The following is a 15283-nucleotide window of genomic DNA, read 5'->3' on the forward strand; positions in this document are numbered from 1 at the left end:
AAGTTAATCTATCCAACACTATGACTATACTAGACGGAAAAAAAGTAAGTAACGACATTAAAAATGAAATTGCTGAAGAAGTAAAACATATGAAAGCTAATGGTGAAAAAGTACCGCATTTAGCTGCTGTAATTGTTGGTAATGATGGTGCTAGTCTTACGTACGTTGGTAGTAAAGTAAGAGCATGTGAGCGCATTGGTTTTGAATCTACGATGGTTCGTATGTCTAATACAACTAGTGAAATAGAACTTTTAGATAAGATTGAAGAGTTGAATAACAATGTGGACATTGATGGATTTATAATTCAATTACCATTACCACCACAAATTAATACTCAAAAAGTATTGATGGCTGTAAACCCTGATAAAGATGTAGACGGATTTCATCCTATGAATTTTGGTAAAATGGCATTAGACATGTCAACTTTTATACCTGCAACACCATTTGGTATTTTAGAACTCATGGATCGTTATGGGGTAGAAACCAAAGGAAAACATACTGTTGTAATTGGTCGTTCTCATATCGTTGGGCGTCCTATGAGTATTTTAATGGGTCGTAAGGGATTTCCTGGAAACTCTACGGTGACATTAACCCATAGTCACACTAAAAATATTACACAAATTACGTCACAAGCTGACATTATAATTTCTGCACTAGGCATCCCTAAGTTTTTAAAAGCAGAAATGGTAAAAGATGATGCTGTAATAATTGATGTTGGAATTACGCGTGTGCCAGACGATTCTGAAAAAGGCTATTATATTACTGGCGATGTTGATTTTGAACATGTAAGTAAAAAAGCGAGTTTTATTACGCCTGTTCCTGGCGGAGTAGGGCCAATGACAATTGCCATGCTATTGAAGAATACACTACTTGCAAGAGAGCAACACAGAAAGCACAACAGGTAATTAAAAGTTTATGAATTCATTATCTATCCTTCAGAATTCGGTTGAGATAGGTAGTCTTGGGCACTTATTGCCAACAGTTTCTGCAATTGTATTTACCATTTTTTTCATTAGGTATTCAAACAAGAAACTTAGTGTAAAAGGGAAGCGTAAAGCGATTCATTATTTCGCTTGGTTTGTTTCTATTACCGTTATAGTTTTTCATGCCTATCAAATGCTATTCGATAATTACAATTTTAAAATAGACTTACCACTTTATCTCTGTAGTCTTATGGCTTTATTGCTTCCTGTATTTACTTATTACCGGAAATATTGGATGTTCGAGATATTAGTATTTTGGATTATAGGTGGCACCCTTCAGGCTGTTATTACTCCCGATATTAAAGATGGCTTTCCAAGTTTTGATTATTTTAGGTATTGGATTGCTCATTTAGGATTGCTAGTCGTTATATTTTATTTCGTGTTTGTATTCAAAATGAAACCAAAACTGAAAAGTGTTTTTAAGTCGTTTTTTGCACTTCAGTTATATGTAATACTTATGATAATTTTAAATTATGTACTTGATGCTAACTATTTCTATTTAAACGAAAAGCCGAAGTCGGCTTCACTTTTAGATTATTTTGGAGAATGGCCTTATTATATTTTAGTTGCGCAGCTCATAATTATTCCTTTATTTTTAATAATTTATTTACCCTTTTACCTCTCAGAACGCAAATCACTTAGCAAATAATTGACTCATGTCTTTAAAGGCTTTAAATTCTAATGCGTTATCAGATGGGTCTTTAAAAAACATGGTAGCTTGTTCACCGACTTGACCCTCGAATCGTATGTAAGGTTCAATTATAAATTCGACGCCTTTAGAATTTAAGAGTTCTGCAAATTCATGAAAAATAGTCCAGTCTAAAACAACACCAAAGTGAGGCACTGGTACAGCTTTACCATCTACAGCATTGGTATGTGTATCGTCTTCAATTTTTGATTTGTGATGAATAACTAATTGATGGCCAAAGAAATTGTAATCTACCCAATGGTCGCTCCTGCGTCCTTCTTCAAGATCTAAAATATTGGTGTAGAAATTTCTGCATTCTGATAAATTATGAACGGGAATTGCCAAATGGAATGGTGAAAGCTTAGACATATTTCATTAAAAAATTTCATTAAAAATAAGGATTACTTAGCAGAGTTATTCCAGATGTCTAAATAAATTTTCCAATCTCCATTTATTTTTTTCCAAACGATAATGTATTTGCCTTGCCAAGACAATTCTTTCTTGTCTTTGGTTAAAGTTTTACCTTCATAATAGCCATAATCATAAGCAATATTATTTTCTATATGAATTTCTGAAGGCGTTACTTTATGATGAAGAATTTTTACGCCATCTGGTATTATCCAATACGATTTTATGTTAGGCTTACCAGACATAATCATTCGATTATTAGGAAAAATTTTCCCATCTTCAGTATACATGTTAGCTAAAGCATTAGCATCACTGTTTATATATGCTTGCGAAAAAGCTTTGATATTCTTATTTATAATATCAAAATCAGATTTATTTATTGTTTCTCTTTTGCAATCTATTTTCCAGGTAGCAAATGCAGTTGTTTCAGTTTTATCCGTCCATTCTCCAATCCATTTATAACCTAAATCACTAATATCATAAAAGGTTAACCTGAAATAACCCTCCATCCCATTAGGAGCTTTTTGATCACGATAGAGCACAATAGAGCCATTTTCAGTTTTATTCCCTTCCCAAGTTGGGAGTTTAGTTGATGGAGAACCCGTTGCATAATAATGGACATACCATTTACTACTATCTGCTATGAACTGACGAATGCTCCCAGAATGTTTACCATCTGCTTTAAGAGTTTCATCTTGTACAGCCATGCCATTCATTATATATTTCCATTCCCAAGTCATATCCACTGGTTCTGCCCAACTTTGATCTTGGTTTCGTGAGGTAGATTTACACTTACATTTACCTATAAGTTTTTGATAATCTTTGATCTGTTTTGGAGCTTTTGGGTTTGGTAAACCGAATGGATTTGTGTCTGATGCGGAGTAATCGTTTTGCGAAAAACATAACGTACAAGCAAATAATAATGGTAAAAAGATTGATTTCATTTTTATAGAGCGATTGATTAGTCTTTCTCAAGTTAAAAATCAATTGGTCAATCTTGTCTGTTAATTAAGATTTAATTAACGTCTGTATTTTCTTTCTGAATTCTGATGTGCTTCGAAAGTTTTTTTAGAATCACTTATAAGATCACTTAGTGTTTTGAACTCTTCTTTAGATAATTCTCGATATTTTCCTAAGGGAGAATCGAGTTTAATATTCATTATTCTAACGCGTTTCAGTGTTTGTACTTCGTAATTTAAGTATTCGCACATGCGTCTAATTTGACGATTTAATCCTTGTGTAAGTATGATGCTAAATGTAAAACGATCTATCTTTTTAACTTCACATTTCTTAGTGCGTTTGCCTAAGTCTTCAATATAGATTCCGCCAGCCATACGTTCAATAAATGTTTGCGATATGGGTAAATCTACGGTAACAATATATTCTTTTTCATGATTGTTACTAGCACGTAAAATTTTATTAACAATATCACCGTCGTCCGTCAAAAGAATGAGGCCTTCACTTGGTTTGTCTAATCTACCAATAGGAAAAATGCGCTTTGGATAGTTGATGTAATCAATAATATTATTTTTTTCAACACGCGTATCTGTAGTGCAGACTATACCTACAGGTTTATTAAAAGCTAAATAAACAAAATCTTCTTTACGGCTGCTAATAATTTCGCCATCTACCTTTACAACATCTTCTAGAGCTACTTTAGTGCCCATTTCTGGTATTACATCATTAATTGTTACACGACCCGCGTCTATTAAACGGTCAGCTTGTCTGCGAGAGCAAAATCCTGCTTCACTGAGGTATTTATTAAGTCGAGTAAGGTTTTCTGACATGCTGTAAAAGTACGATAAAGATTATCGATTAATAAACACTACAATAGAAGGAGTAATAGATTGGTTTTTTAGTCCATGCCCATACCCAGTTGTACTGATTAATTCAGAATTTTTATAATGATTAGCAAAGAGAAGTGCATCCTCATAAGGAATGATTTTATCCTTTTTATCATGTACAATTAAACCTTCTGCTTCTATAGATTCAGTAAATGATGCAGCGGAAAAATAATCAACAGGTTTCCCAAACCGCTCTAAAACTATTGAGTCGAGACCATTGGAAATGCGTTTGTTATATCCCATCATAGTTTTATATCTTGAGAATACACCTGTAAAATGAGCAGGTGCACCAAGCAACACCATTTTTTTTACGGATGGCAAATTATAATTATGCATGCAGAATACGCTCGCCATACCACCAACAGAGTGGCCTATTATAACTTCTGCTTGAAATTTTTTAGCTACAACATTTATAAACTCTGAATATAAAACTGCATTAAATTGTTTGCCACCAGATCGTCCATGAGAAGGAGCGTCAAGTGCTATAATATTATAACCTTGTGCTTTAAATTCTTTTAAGAGATATTCCCAACGTGATGCGTTACTTTCCCAGCCATGAGCTAATAAGACGCTTTTACCTTTTCCTAACCAACGATATGTTGCGATATCGAGATTATCAAAGCTGAATTTTTGAAATAAGGCAGAGTTAACAGCGTTTATTTGCGCTTCTGTATAGCTACCCTTTCTTGGTGATGCAAACAAATTGAGAGCCTTATTTGCTGCATATTTTGAAGACACCATGCTAGTAGCGTTTAAAATAGTTCCGATGGATTTTACGACAAAATTACTCATCCTAACTATGCTCTCTATTTACAGAATCTATTGAAAATGCTGGTAGGCAAATTGCTATATATTCACATGGTTCTGTAAAAGGATTAGAGTATTGGAGTCTTGTATTTTTTTCAACCTTTATAGATTGACCGGCTTCAAGAATAATTGTCTCGTCATTAATTATAAATTGCTTTTTACCTTTTATAATAAAAGTATACTCATCAAATTCTGGAGTTTGATAAGGTTCTGACCAACCAGCTGGTGCTACCATATGGGCAATACTAATATTTGGATTGCCATCAGTAGCCAAACCAAAATGTTCTTTAATTAATTTCCCATCATCGGTTGGAACAACAAAAGGTGAATTTTGTATGGAGTATGTCCTATTTCTCTTCATATTTAAGGATAATATGATTAAGTGTTTTTTAATATACTACCAATGTACCATAAAATACTTGATTTTAGCTTTTTCTGGTATTTGAATTGGGTCAATCGTGGCGTTCATGTCAAAACGCAAACTACCAGGTAACTCTTTTTTATCAATCGTAAATGATGCATTAATTTCATTTACTGATACCACAATGGCATCAATAAGATTATCAACTTTAGATATTTTATAAGACGCTTTTATATCTTTAAATGTACTTAAAGCAGATATTTTTTTCTCTGTCATATAGCGCTCGTCAATAATACGTACACTCGAAATTACAGAAGTAGAATCTAATGCCTCTTTAGGTGAAAGATTCAATAATTTCTTTCCTCCTTTTTCAAAAATTTCAATTGTATTTACAGCACCAGTAAATTCATCACCTGCGATATAACGTACGACAGAATCATTACTAAATATAGCGTCTAATTGTTTTACCTGTGTAGAGTCAGTTAGTAATCCAATATGATGTTTTTCAATTAAAAATGGATTTACTGAAGTGTCCTTAGCACAGCTTGTTATTAATAGGGTACATATTAAAAGTATAAAAATAATGTCTTTCATAGTATAAATTTAGGTTAAATTACTTTAGCATTTTAGTCAATATTCCTAAAACACTTCTTATTACTGTTGGACTAGTAAGTACTTTTACGATAGGGTTTTGTCTTGTACTTTTACGTCTTCTGGTAGTAGATGTTGGCTTTTTACTTTCTGCGCGTTTTAAAGCTTCCTTTTCTTCTTTTGCCTTTTGTTTAGCTTCTTCGGCTTCAGCTTGTTTTATTTTATCATTTAGTATTTCATAAGCACTCTCCCTATCTATTTCTTTATTATACTTTCTTGCTAATTCAGATTGTCCCAATAAATTACCAAGTTCAGTTTCTGAAAGTATATCCATGCGGCTCATAGGTGCTCTCATCATAGTTGCGGCTAATGGTGTAGGTTTTCCTTTTTCGTCTAGTGCTGAGACCAAAGCTTCACCGATACCTAATGAAGTTAAAACTTCTGCCGTGTCGTAATATTCAGTGTCTGGATAATTTTGTGCAGTTAATTTAATTGCTTTTCTATCCTTTGCGGTAAATGCCCTAAGTGCATGTTGAACCTTTAATCCAAGTTGTCCTAAAACAGCTTCTGGCACATCAGTGGGATTTTGAGTTACAAAATACAATCCAACCCCTTTACTACGAATCAATTTTACAATACTTTCAATCTGATTTAATAAGGCATCTGAGGCTTCATTAAAAATTAAATGCGCTTCATCTATAAACATTATAAGTTCTGGACGGCCACTATCACCTTGCTCAGGGAAGGTTGAGTAAATTTCAGCTAATAAACTCAACATAAACGTCGAAAACAATTTTGGTTTATCTTGTATGTCAGTTAGTCGGATGATATTTATAAAGCCGCGACCATTCTCATCTATACGGAGTAAATCTTGGGTGTCAAAAGAGGTTTCTCCAAAAAATAAATCGCCTCCTTGTTGCTCTATTTCAATAAGTTTTCTGAGAATTGCTCCAGTTGAAGCAGTTGATATTCTACCATAAGACTCTTCAAATTCTTTTTTACCATCTCCAGTGGAGTATTGAAGGATCTTTTTAAAATCTTTTAGATCTAACAGCGGCAATTTATTATCATCACAATACTTAAATATCACGGATATTATTCCTGCTTGTGTTTCAGTTACGTCTAGTATTCTTGAGATTAAAACAGGTCCGAATTCACTAATTGTAGCTCTGAGCCTTACTCCGTCTTGTTCTGACAATGTCATAACCTCAACAGGAAATGCTTTTGGTTCAAATGGTAAACCTATTTTTTCATGACGTTCATCAATTTTTGGATGACCTGGACTGGCTTTGGCAAGTCCACTCAAATCACCTTTAATATCCATTAAAAGAACAGGAATGCCTTTCTCTGAGAGATTTTCGGCTAACACTTGTAGCGTTTTTGTTTTTCCGGTGCCTGTGGCTCCAGCAATTAAACCATGCCGATTCATGGTTTTTAAAGGTACGTTAACAAATGAATTTGTTATGGTTTGGCCTTCTAGCATTGCAGATCCTAAAGTGATATAATCACCTTTAAATGAATTGCCTTCAGCGATATCTTTTATGAACGTGTCAGAATTCTTCATGAGTCAGAAAATTTGTATAAAAATAACGTAATTTTAGTCAAGTTTAAAACTGAAAACAATGAAGTCAAGACTTTTAATTTTTACATTAATTATTCTAACTAATTTTCAATCTTGTGATGATGATAAATCTGAAATTGTATTTCATAATTCTCACGAACCAAGCAGAGCAGAAGCACCCTTCAGTGATGCTGTAGAAACTGAAAACTTATTGTTTTTAACTGGCCAAATTGGGAAAGATCATAAAAAGGGTGAGCTTGTTAAAGGTGGAATAGAAGTAGAGACTAAACAGGTTATTGAAAATATTAAAGCTGTTCTAGAATATCATAATCTGACTTTAGACCATGTAGTAAAATGCACGGTTATATTGAAAGATATCAATGATTTTAAAACTTTCAATTCTGTGTATACTAGTTACTTTACTAAAAAACCAGCGCGCACAACGTTTGCCGCTTCTGGTTTAGCAGGTGATGCGAGTATTGAAATAGATGTAATTGCTGTTAAGTTATAGTATTTTCTCTATATATAGATTTGTTGTACTAGCCGCTCTGAGATTTACAACACCTACATTTCCTACGCGCAAAACTTTTAAGCTAAGTGCTTGTCCAGTCGTAATTTCGATTACTTCAGTAAAGTTAACTGACGCCTCGTTATGACCGCCTGCTCTTCTCATATAACCATGAGAGGACACTGTTCCTACCTGAACATCGTCTAATGCAATATAAATTTCTGGATTTGCTCTTTGTGGTCCGTTATTTGCCACAATGATCGAAGCATTAACAATAACTCTATAACGTCCTGTTTCATTGATAGTAATACTGTTGGATGTAACATCTACATTGTAAAGGGTTGTGTTATCATTCCATTCTTCAACTCCACAAACAGGCAAATTAATAGCGGTATTATTATTAATGTTTGTAGAAATGTCTGTGTTGCTATACTTAACAGATTGTCCTGGAGTTGATGTAGTGGTCGTCGTTAAGGTAAATGCTTCCCAGATTGGTGTTATAGTTGTATTGGTATTGATTTGAATTTCATCAGTATCTGTGTTGAAAATCAATAAACCATTTGCGGGAGATAAAATGGCATCTCTTTGGGTTGTAGTAAGTCTAGGTATTAATAATCCTGAATCGTTTGACTCAATGTGAAGTTCCGAAGATGGGTCTGGTTCGGTTGTACCAATACCTACCTGTGCGTTAATAGCTGTTAAGGAGCAGCTTATTAACATCACTAGTGTAATGTTTTTAATCATTTTATTAAGGGTCAACAATTAATTAGTCTGTAGTAAAAATAGCACATTTTATAATCAATTCAAAATGAGGTCTTTTCCAACTAATAGTTATATTTGCAAAATATGACAAGAAGAGAACGACAAGAGTTGATTGATAAAGGTGAATTATTGCCTTTAATGGAAGAGTTTTATACAATTCAAGGCGAAGGGTTTCATAAAGGAACTGCTGCTTATTTTGTGAGAATAGGTGGTTGCGATGTCGGTTGCCATTGGTGCGATGTAAAAGAGAGCTGGTTAGCAGAATTACATCCACCAACAGAAACTCAAAAAATTGTTGCTAATGCTATTAAGTATAGCAATACAATAGTTGTTACTGGTGGTGAACCTTTAATGTGGGACATGTATCCTTTAACCCAACAGTTAAAGGCAAAAGGCGTTCAAACTCATATCGAAACTTCAGGTGCTTATAAGTTAACAGGTGAGTGGGATTGGATATGTCTCTCGCCTAAGAAGATGAAACTTCCAACTGAAGAAGTTTATGAAAAGGCAAATGAGTTAAAATGCATCATCTACAATAAAGATGACTTTAAATTCGCCGAAGAGCAAGCTATAAAAACCAATAAAGATTGTATTTTATATTTACAACCAGAGTGGAGCAAACGTGATAAAATGATGCCACATATTGTCGATTATGTGATGGCAAACCCAAAATGGAAAGTTTCGTTACAGACGCATAAATATTTGAATATCCCGTAAAATTAAAACACCTTGATTTTTCAAGGTGTTTTTTAATAAATATTACTGCTTATAATGAAATTGGAAACTCAGCGATACTAGTATCCCAGCCAATTTTTAAATGCACGGTATTTTTAGAAGCCTCGTATAAAGCAATAGATAAGTTTTCAATTTCTTTATCAGTTTTTGTTATTGGTGCAGAAACACTAACAATATCTTTACTTGGGTCGTAACCATAATTTCCCCAACCATCTAAGTCTGTATTTAATTTAAGCGTCCATTCCGTTTCAGATGGAATAATAATGATACTGTAACGTCCTGCTTTAATTTTTTTTCCACCAAAAGTTACATCATTAATAAAAAGAATTTCAGTAGATTCATTTGCACCAACTCTCCATGCATTCCCAAATTTTAAAAGCTTACCAAAAATTTCTCTACCTTTTTTCGCAGGTCTAGAGTAAGTTACTCTTATTTGAGGTTCGAGCTTCATTTTTGCGTCATCACTTTTTGCAAAAGTTCGTTTAGCTGCATCTGCAGGATAGTAAGCACGATCCATGGTGCTCTTATCCATTTTTACAAATTTTTGGGCATTAGCATTAACTGAAAGGAATATAGCTAAGGTAAGAGTAATCGTAGAAAATAATTTTGATGTCTTCATAGTAGTTTTTAGTTTTAATGAGTTTAAAATTAAATTGAAATATGCTGACTCTGTCGTAATAATTTACTAAAATTTACATTTTGATAGTTTTATAACTATTAATCGATCCTTTAGATTTCAAATTTATATTATTTTATGTATTAAAGTTATATATTAAAACTATTATTGTCTTTAATGTTTAAAAAATGTTAGTTTAATGCGATATTTGTTTTAGAATTAATAAAAAAAATAAAGTTATGTGCGGAATAGTATGTGCGTTTGATATAAAACAGAAGACTGATGATTTAAGACCACAGGTTTTAGAAATGGCAAAAACGATACGTCATCGTGGTCCAGATTGGAGTGGTATTTACAGTGATGATAAAGCAATCTTAGCACACGAGCGTTTGGCTATTGTAGATCCAGCTTCTGGTAAGCAGCCTTTGTTTAGTCCAGACAAAAAATTAATCTTAGCGGCAAATGGTGAGATTTATAACCATAGAGAATTACGTTCTCAGTTTCCTGATTACGACTTTCAGACTGAAAGTGATTGTGAAGTTATTTTAGCTTTATATCAAGAAAAAGGTGTGGACTTTGTAGATGATATGAATGGGATATTTGGTTTTGCAATTTACGATACTGAAAAAGACGAATACTTCATCGCAAGAGATCATATGGGAATTATTCCATTATACATTGGTTGGGATAAAAACGGAACATTCTTCGTAGCATCTGAGTTAAAGGCTTTAGAAGGTATTTGTACAAAAATAGAATTATTTCCGCCAGGACACTATATGTCTAGTAAAGACGGTGAGTTTGTAAAATGGTACAAGCGTGACTGGACAGAATATGAAGCTGTAAAAGAAAACGAAACAAGTATAGCGGAAGTGAAACAAGCATTAGAAGATGCTGTGCATAGACAATTAATGAGTGATGTGCCTTATGGTGTGTTATTGTCTGGTGGGTTGGACTCGTCTGTGACATCGGCTATTGCAAAAAAATATTCAGAAAGACGTATTGAAGCAGATGATAAAGAAAAGGCTTGGTGGCCTCAATTGCACTCATTCTCAGTTGGGTTAGAGGGTTCTCCGGATTTAGCTGCTGCTAAAAAAGTAGCCGATCATATTGGTACGGTTCATCACGAAATTAAATTCACAATCCAAGAAGGTTTAGATGCTATTAAAGATGTTATCTATAACATAGAAACTTATGATATAACAACGATTCGTTCCTCTACACCAATGTATTTAATGGCAAGAGTTATTAAATCTATGGGAATTAAAATGGTACTGTCTGGTGAAGGAGCCGATGAAATTTTTGGAGGCTACTTGTATTTTCATAAAGCGCCAGATGCTAAAGAATTTCATGATGAAACGGTTCGTAAATTAGATAAGCTTCATATGTATGATTGCCTAAGAGCAAACAAAAGTTTAGCAGCATGGGGAATTGAAGGTCGTGTACCATTTTTAGATAAAGAATTTATGGATGTAGCGATGCGTATCAACCCAAAAGACAAAATGATTAACGGAGAACGCATGGAAAAGTGGGTAGTTCGTAAAGCATTTGAAGACATGATACCAGAAAGTGTAGCCTGGAGACAAAAAGAACAATTTAGTGATGGAGTTGGTTATAGTTGGATTGATACCTTAAAAGAATTAGTAGAAAAAGAGGTAACTGATGAGCAAATAGAAAATGCAGCATTCCGTTTTCCAATAAATACACCTTTAAACAAGGAAGAGTATTATTATAGAACTATATTTGAAGGACATTTCCCTAGTGATGCAGCAGCCTTGAGTGTACCTCAAGAAGCAAGTGTAGCTTGTAGTACTGCGATTGCATTAGAATGGGATGAGGCCTTTAAAAATATGAATGATCCATCTGGTAGAGCTATTGCCAATGTGCATGATGAAGCGTATTAATAAGCATTTGATTTTTTTTGGGATGTAGCCCTAGAAATTCAATCAATTTACTAACATAATGTGCTTATTATTAAAAGACGAATCTTAGGATTCGTCTTTTTTATTTATCTAATCTTATGTAACAATTTCTTACATTTATAAACAAATAGAAAACCAACCATCTCTACTTTCAATTTCCTGCTTGCAACCTAACTGTAAGCTCATGATCAAATTCTTTAGGCGAATTCGTCAAAATCTTCTTTCCGAAGGCAAAACATCTAAATACTTTAAATACGCTATTGGTGAAATTGTATTGGTAATCATTGGAATTGTATTCGCCTTACAGATCAATAATTGGAATGAAAACAGGAAAACACAAATAGACCTAGAAAGCTCTTTGTATGCAATGATTGAAGAGTTAAAAGAAAACGCTAATTATATTAAAGGACAAAATAAAATTATTCAAAGCCAAGTAGAAGGTTTAGATAGAGTTTTTGATAAAACTGCCACAGAAAAAGATTTAAAAACTATACTCAAATATTTTGGGCCGGACACAAACTCAAGACCATTTGCTAATGTTTTTAATTCTTTAAAAGAAGAAAAAAAACTACGACTTATTGAAAACAAAGAACTCATCAGAAAAATTAACGATTTTTATGAGTATACTTTACCAAACTTAGTAGAATTCACAAAGTGACACGAAGGTTTTGTTGGAAATAATATTGACCCTTATATTTTAGAAAATATACCAATAATAAATAATAATTCCGAAACAGATATTAAAACGGTAAAGCGACTAATGGAAGAAGTGAAATTCATAAATATTTTAAGGTATCAAAAAACATTGTATACGGGCTATCAAGGTGGCTGCAATAGTATTATCCAAAAAGCCGAAGCATTGATTACTATGATAGATAACTATTTAAATAATCAAAAGCAATGATTAAATTCTTCCGAAAAATCCGCCAAAACCTAATTATGGAAAACAAAACATCCAAATACTTTAAATACGCCGTTGGCGAAATTATCCTTGTAGTTATTGGTATACTAATAGCATTACAGATTAATAACTGGAATGAAAATAGAAAAGAAAGGATTAAAGAAAAAGCCTATTTAACGCGTCTAAAAGAAGATTTAATTTCAGATAAAAAAGCCATAGAACTCAATAAAAACTTCTATAATGATGTTTTTGTTGCAGGTAGTTTGGTACTATCTAATTTAGAGGGTGAAGCTGATGTAACAACCTCTAACTGGGATATTTTAGTTGCATATTTTCATGCCAGTCAGATATGGCCTATGCTAATGCAATCCTCAACATACGATGAGTTGAAGGGGTCTGGTGAGTTATCTCTTATTCAAAATGTAACACTTAGAAATAGAATACCATTTTATCATGGTAATGGATTAAAACGTTATCAACAGACAATGGGAATTAATCCTCCATACCGCAAAATGGTTCGTGGATTAATACCGTCTAATATTCAAAATTATATGTGGGATAATTGCCATGTTACTGAAGGTGATAATCAGATTTTACAACAATGTGATCCTTTTATTGATGAAGAAAAATCTGAGGTTATAATTTCTGGTTTAGGTAGTAATTCTAAACTTATTGAAGAGCTAAGGTTTTATATGTCTAACATAAAAGTTGGGCAAGATACACTAAAAGAACAAGCGAGGTTATGCGATGCGATAATAGATGAAATTGAAAGAGAATTACAAAATTAACCCAAAAACCCTTATTAAACCTAAAGGTGTCAGTTAGGTGACATTTAAATGACGTGCTAAAAACCAAGATAGCGTCATAGATTTGTACCCACAAAAATGATACAGAATGAAGAAGCAAACGCTTAAAGAAAATTTACTTTACCAACGAAAACTAAAGGGTTTTACGCAAGAAGAGCTTGCAGATAAAACAACAGTAGGTGTGCGCACAATACAACGCATCGAAAAAGGAGATGTGCAACCACATTTACAAACTGTAAAATTATTAGCTGTAGGCTTAGATATAGAAGTTGATGATTTAATTGCACTAGACAATCCTAAGGAAGAAACTATAAAACGTAAATGGATGTTACTCATTCATGGATCACCTTTCTTTGGTTTAATAATTCCGTTTGCTAATGTTCTATTTCCACTTTTTATATGGATAAGCAAGGCAGAAGACAATAAAGTGTATGATGCACATGGACGCGCGGTTATTAATTTTCATTGTACTATAAATCTCTTAATAATTGTATCTCTATTATTGTTTTTTCCTTTTCCAGGAGTTAACTTCTTTGGCACCGCAGCTATTGCACTTTTTGGTATCATTTTTAGTATTAAGAATTTATTTTCTGCATTAAGTTCTGGTAGTTATAGCTATCCGTTTTCAATTCCTTTTTTGAAGCCTGTAAAATAACCACTTTTATAATTTTAATCTCAACTTTTTATAGCTAGTAGAACATTAGCTAAGTCAACTAATATCATATGTTATGAAACGAGCATGTTCAAAATTTTATCATTTAAGGATAATGATTAATAGCGAACTGCATGTGACCATAAAAAAACAATAAATAAAAACACATGAAAACACTTTTATCTAAATATCCAACACTCGTTCGTTTTATATTAACTCTTTTTCTTTTTGGTCTTGCACTTTTTTTAAGCGGGTTTATTGATACACCTTTTTTAAAACGCTATTTTCCATTTACATCAGTTATTTTATTAATTGTGGCTACTTGGATTTTGTTCAAAACCGATAAGAAATCTCTAAAAGACCTTGGTTTGAACTTATCATTTTGCAACCTCTCTTTTTTGCCATTAGGAATATTAATTGGTGCTGTAGCTTTTTTATTAGTTAAATACTGTCGTGCATTATATACAGGTGAAACCTTTGAAATAGCCACATCTGACTTTAACTATAGTGCTATTTTGTATGGTTTTTATGCTATTTTACCACAGGTTACTATAGAAGAGTTTTTATTTAGAGGTTATGCCTTCAAAAAGACGATTGAGGTTAGCAATGCAGTTATTGCTAATATTATATTCGCAACTATATTCATGTTAGTGCATATTTTAGATCGTGAAGTAATTCAAAATAAAGCCATGGTTCTCTTTCTAGGAATAACTATACCCATAGGTCATTTACTATTTGCAACGGCTTTAATAAAATCAAAGACCTTGTTTTTTCCTATTGGAATTCATTTAGGTAATAATTGGGCAACACAGCATTTAATTACAAACTATAATAATGGAAATAGTTTTTTTTACATTCCAGAATCTACATCTTTTGAGACATGGACTCCATTTATTATAGTAATCCTAATTTGGAATATCTTTTATTTACTTCTAACTTATATCATTTGGAAATGGGATAAATTTCGTTTAAAAGAATTGTAATATAAGTCGAAGTCGACTTAATTTACTACAAAGTAAAAACATGAAAACTAACTTTTAAGCGGTTTTTTTATTTTTCAATTTTTAGACATCTATAAAAAATACTGAAATTCAATTTAAGGTCTTTTTTAAGCGATTTAAGCCATTTTTAAGTAATTAAC

18 protein-coding genes are annotated in these 15283 nt (G+C 32.8%); 9 read left to right on the forward strand and 9 right to left on the reverse strand.

Going from position 1 to position 15283, the window contains the following annotated elements; genetic code table 11:
• Positions 1-20 precede the first annotated feature (20 nt).
• Positions 21-905 carry a bifunctional 5,10-methylenetetrahydrofolate dehydrogenase/5,10-methenyltetrahydrofolate cyclohydrolase gene (locus tag ACFWU4_RS15765; RefSeq protein ID WP_411129605.1) on the forward strand — a complete coding sequence of 295 codons (885 nt, stop codon included), beginning with the start codon at positions 21-23 and terminating at the stop codon, positions 903-905.
• A gap of 10 nt (positions 906-915) precedes the next feature.
• Positions 916-1632: a TIGR02206 family membrane protein gene (locus ACFWU4_RS15770; RefSeq protein ID WP_411129606.1), complete on the forward strand. Its 717-nt coding sequence runs from the start codon at positions 916-918 to the stop codon at positions 1630-1632.
• Here ACFWU4_RS15770 and ACFWU4_RS15775 read toward each other — a convergent pair.
• The 7 genes from ACFWU4_RS15775 to ACFWU4_RS15805 all read right to left on the reverse strand — a co-directional run bounded on the left by ACFWU4_RS15775 (position 1618) and on the right by ACFWU4_RS15805 (position 7246).
• Positions 1618-2040: a VOC family protein gene (locus ACFWU4_RS15775; RefSeq protein ID WP_411129607.1), complete on the reverse strand. Its 423-nt coding sequence runs from the start codon at positions 2038-2040 to the stop codon at positions 1618-1620. The two genes, ACFWU4_RS15770 and ACFWU4_RS15775, sit on opposite strands and share 15 nt — an antisense overlap.
• 32 nt (positions 2041-2072) lie before the next feature.
• The gene (locus ACFWU4_RS15780) at positions 2073-3023 is read right to left on the reverse strand and encodes a YybH family protein (RefSeq protein WP_411129609.1); all 951 of its coding nucleotides are present in this window, start codon (positions 3021-3023) and stop codon (positions 2073-2075) included.
• 75 nt (positions 3024-3098) lie between these two features.
• Complete coding sequence (rluF, locus tag ACFWU4_RS15785; protein WP_411129611.1) at positions 3099-3866, reverse strand: 23S rRNA pseudouridine(2604) synthase RluF; 768 nt, start codon at positions 3864-3866, stop codon at positions 3099-3101.
• Between the two features lie 21 nt (positions 3867-3887).
• Positions 3888-4715, reverse strand: a complete 828-nt coding sequence (locus ACFWU4_RS15790; RefSeq protein WP_411129613.1) for an alpha/beta hydrolase — start codon at positions 4713-4715, stop codon at positions 3888-3890.
• A 1-nt stretch (position 4716) separates the two neighbouring features.
• Positions 4717-5091, reverse strand: a complete 375-nt coding sequence (locus ACFWU4_RS15795; protein WP_411129614.1) for a cupin domain-containing protein — start codon at positions 5089-5091, stop codon at positions 4717-4719.
• 36 nt (positions 5092-5127) lie between these two features.
• On the reverse strand, positions 5128-5685 hold the full coding sequence (locus ACFWU4_RS15800; protein ID WP_411129616.1) for a hypothetical protein: 558 nt from the start codon (positions 5683-5685) through the stop codon (positions 5128-5130).
• Positions 5686-5704: 19 nt separating this feature from the next.
• Positions 5705-7246, reverse strand: coding sequence for a helicase HerA-like domain-containing protein (locus tag ACFWU4_RS15805; RefSeq protein WP_411129617.1), 1542 nt, complete (start codon positions 7244-7246; stop codon positions 5705-5707).
• Between the two features lie 58 nt (positions 7247-7304).
• Between ACFWU4_RS15805 and ACFWU4_RS15810 the strand changes: the two genes are divergently transcribed.
• Complete coding sequence (locus ACFWU4_RS15810) at positions 7305-7754, forward strand: Rid family detoxifying hydrolase (protein WP_411129619.1); 450 nt, start codon at positions 7305-7307, stop codon at positions 7752-7754.
• Here the strand turns inward: ACFWU4_RS15810 and ACFWU4_RS15815 are convergent.
• Complete coding sequence (locus ACFWU4_RS15815) at positions 7749-8495, reverse strand: hypothetical protein (protein ID WP_411129621.1); 747 nt, start codon at positions 8493-8495, stop codon at positions 7749-7751. The two genes, ACFWU4_RS15810 and ACFWU4_RS15815, sit on opposite strands and share 6 nt — an antisense overlap.
• Positions 8496-8597: 102 nt before the next feature.
• On the opposite strand from ACFWU4_RS15815, the gene ACFWU4_RS15820 reads away from it, so the two are divergent.
• Entirely contained in the window at positions 8598-9230 is a 633-nt protein-coding gene (locus ACFWU4_RS15820; RefSeq protein ID WP_411129623.1) for a 7-carboxy-7-deazaguanine synthase QueE, read from the forward strand.
• A gap of 49 nt (positions 9231-9279) precedes the next feature.
• Here ACFWU4_RS15820 and ACFWU4_RS15825 read toward each other — a convergent pair whose 3' ends face one another.
• On the reverse strand, positions 9280-9867 hold the full coding sequence (locus ACFWU4_RS15825) for a DUF2911 domain-containing protein (protein WP_411129625.1): 588 nt from the start codon (positions 9865-9867) through the stop codon (positions 9280-9282).
• A gap of 236 nt (positions 9868-10103) precedes the next feature.
• Between ACFWU4_RS15825 and asnB the strand changes: the two genes are divergently transcribed.
• From asnB to ACFWU4_RS15850, 5 genes are all read left to right on the forward strand, one after another.
• Positions 10104-11765: an asparagine synthase B gene (asnB, locus tag ACFWU4_RS15830; protein WP_411129627.1), complete on the forward strand. Its 1662-nt coding sequence runs from the start codon at positions 10104-10106 to the stop codon at positions 11763-11765.
• A gap of 202 nt (positions 11766-11967) precedes the next feature.
• Positions 11968-12441, forward strand: a complete 474-nt coding sequence (locus tag ACFWU4_RS15835; protein WP_411129629.1) for a DUF6090 family protein — start codon at positions 11968-11970, stop codon at positions 12439-12441.
• 281 nt (positions 12442-12722) lie between these two features.
• Positions 12723-13472, forward strand: coding sequence for a DUF6090 family protein (locus tag ACFWU4_RS15840; protein ID WP_411129630.1), 750 nt, complete (start codon positions 12723-12725; stop codon positions 13470-13472).
• A 106-nt stretch (positions 13473-13578) separates the two neighbouring features.
• On the forward strand, positions 13579-14145 hold the full coding sequence (locus ACFWU4_RS15845; protein WP_411129632.1) for a DUF4870 domain-containing protein: 567 nt from the start codon (positions 13579-13581) through the stop codon (positions 14143-14145).
• Between the two features lie 164 nt (positions 14146-14309).
• Positions 14310-15125 carry a type II CAAX prenyl endopeptidase Rce1 family protein gene (locus ACFWU4_RS15850; protein ID WP_411129634.1) on the forward strand — a complete coding sequence of 272 codons (816 nt, stop codon included), beginning with the start codon at positions 14310-14312 and terminating at the stop codon, positions 15123-15125.
• Positions 15126-15283: the final 158 nt, after the last annotated feature.

The sequence above is a fragment of the Winogradskyella sp. PE311 genome, assembly GCF_046545555.1.
GTDB lineage: Bacteria > Bacteroidota > Bacteroidia > Flavobacteriales > Flavobacteriaceae > Winogradskyella.

Bases quoted from the DNA above. Each gene is read 5' to 3' on its own strand.
- asnB (WP_411129627.1), top strand. From the start codon at position 10,104: ATGTGCGGAATAGTATGTGCGTTTGATATAAAACAGAAGACTGATGAT.
- ACFWU4_RS15840 (WP_411129630.1), top strand. From the start codon at position 12,723: ATGGAAAACAAAACATCCAAATACTTTAAATACGCCGTTGGCGAAATT.
- ACFWU4_RS15770 (WP_411129606.1), top strand. From the start codon at position 916: ATGAATTCATTATCTATCCTTCAGAATTCGGTTGAGATAGGTAGTCTT.
- ACFWU4_RS15780 (WP_411129609.1), bottom strand. From the start codon at position 3,023: ATGAAATCAATCTTTTTACCATTATTATTTGCTTGTACGTTATGTTTT.
- ACFWU4_RS15810 (WP_411129619.1), top strand. From the start codon at position 7,305: ATGAAGTCAAGACTTTTAATTTTTACATTAATTATTCTAACTAATTTT.
- ACFWU4_RS15790 (WP_411129613.1), bottom strand. From the start codon at position 4,715: ATGAGTAATTTTGTCGTAAAATCCATCGGAACTATTTTAAACGCTACT.
- ACFWU4_RS15850 (WP_411129634.1), top strand. From the start codon at position 14,310: ATGAAAACACTTTTATCTAAATATCCAACACTCGTTCGTTTTATATTA.
- ACFWU4_RS15820 (WP_411129623.1), top strand. From the start codon at position 8,598: ATGACAAGAAGAGAACGACAAGAGTTGATTGATAAAGGTGAATTATTG.
- ACFWU4_RS15845 (WP_411129632.1), top strand. From the start codon at position 13,579: ATGAAGAAGCAAACGCTTAAAGAAAATTTACTTTACCAACGAAAACTA.
- ACFWU4_RS15765 (WP_411129605.1), top strand. From the start codon at position 21: ATGACTATACTAGACGGAAAAAAAGTAAGTAACGACATTAAAAATGAA.
- ACFWU4_RS15795 (WP_411129614.1), bottom strand. From the start codon at position 5,091: ATGAAGAGAAATAGGACATACTCCATACAAAATTCACCTTTTGTTGTT.
- ACFWU4_RS15815 (WP_411129621.1), bottom strand. From the start codon at position 8,495: ATGATTAAAAACATTACACTAGTGATGTTAATAAGCTGCTCCTTAACA.
- ACFWU4_RS15835 (WP_411129629.1), top strand. From the start codon at position 11,968: ATGATCAAATTCTTTAGGCGAATTCGTCAAAATCTTCTTTCCGAAGGC.
- ACFWU4_RS15805 (WP_411129617.1), bottom strand. From the start codon at position 7,246: ATGAAGAATTCTGACACGTTCATAAAAGATATCGCTGAAGGCAATTCA.
- ACFWU4_RS15825 (WP_411129625.1), bottom strand. From the start codon at position 9,867: ATGAAGACATCAAAATTATTTTCTACGATTACTCTTACCTTAGCTATA.
- ACFWU4_RS15800 (WP_411129616.1), bottom strand. From the start codon at position 5,685: ATGAAAGACATTATTTTTATACTTTTAATATGTACCCTATTAATAACA.
- rluF (WP_411129611.1), bottom strand. From the start codon at position 3,866: ATGTCAGAAAACCTTACTCGACTTAATAAATACCTCAGTGAAGCAGGA.
- ACFWU4_RS15775 (WP_411129607.1), bottom strand. From the start codon at position 2,040: ATGTCTAAGCTTTCACCATTCCATTTGGCAATTCCCGTTCATAATTTA.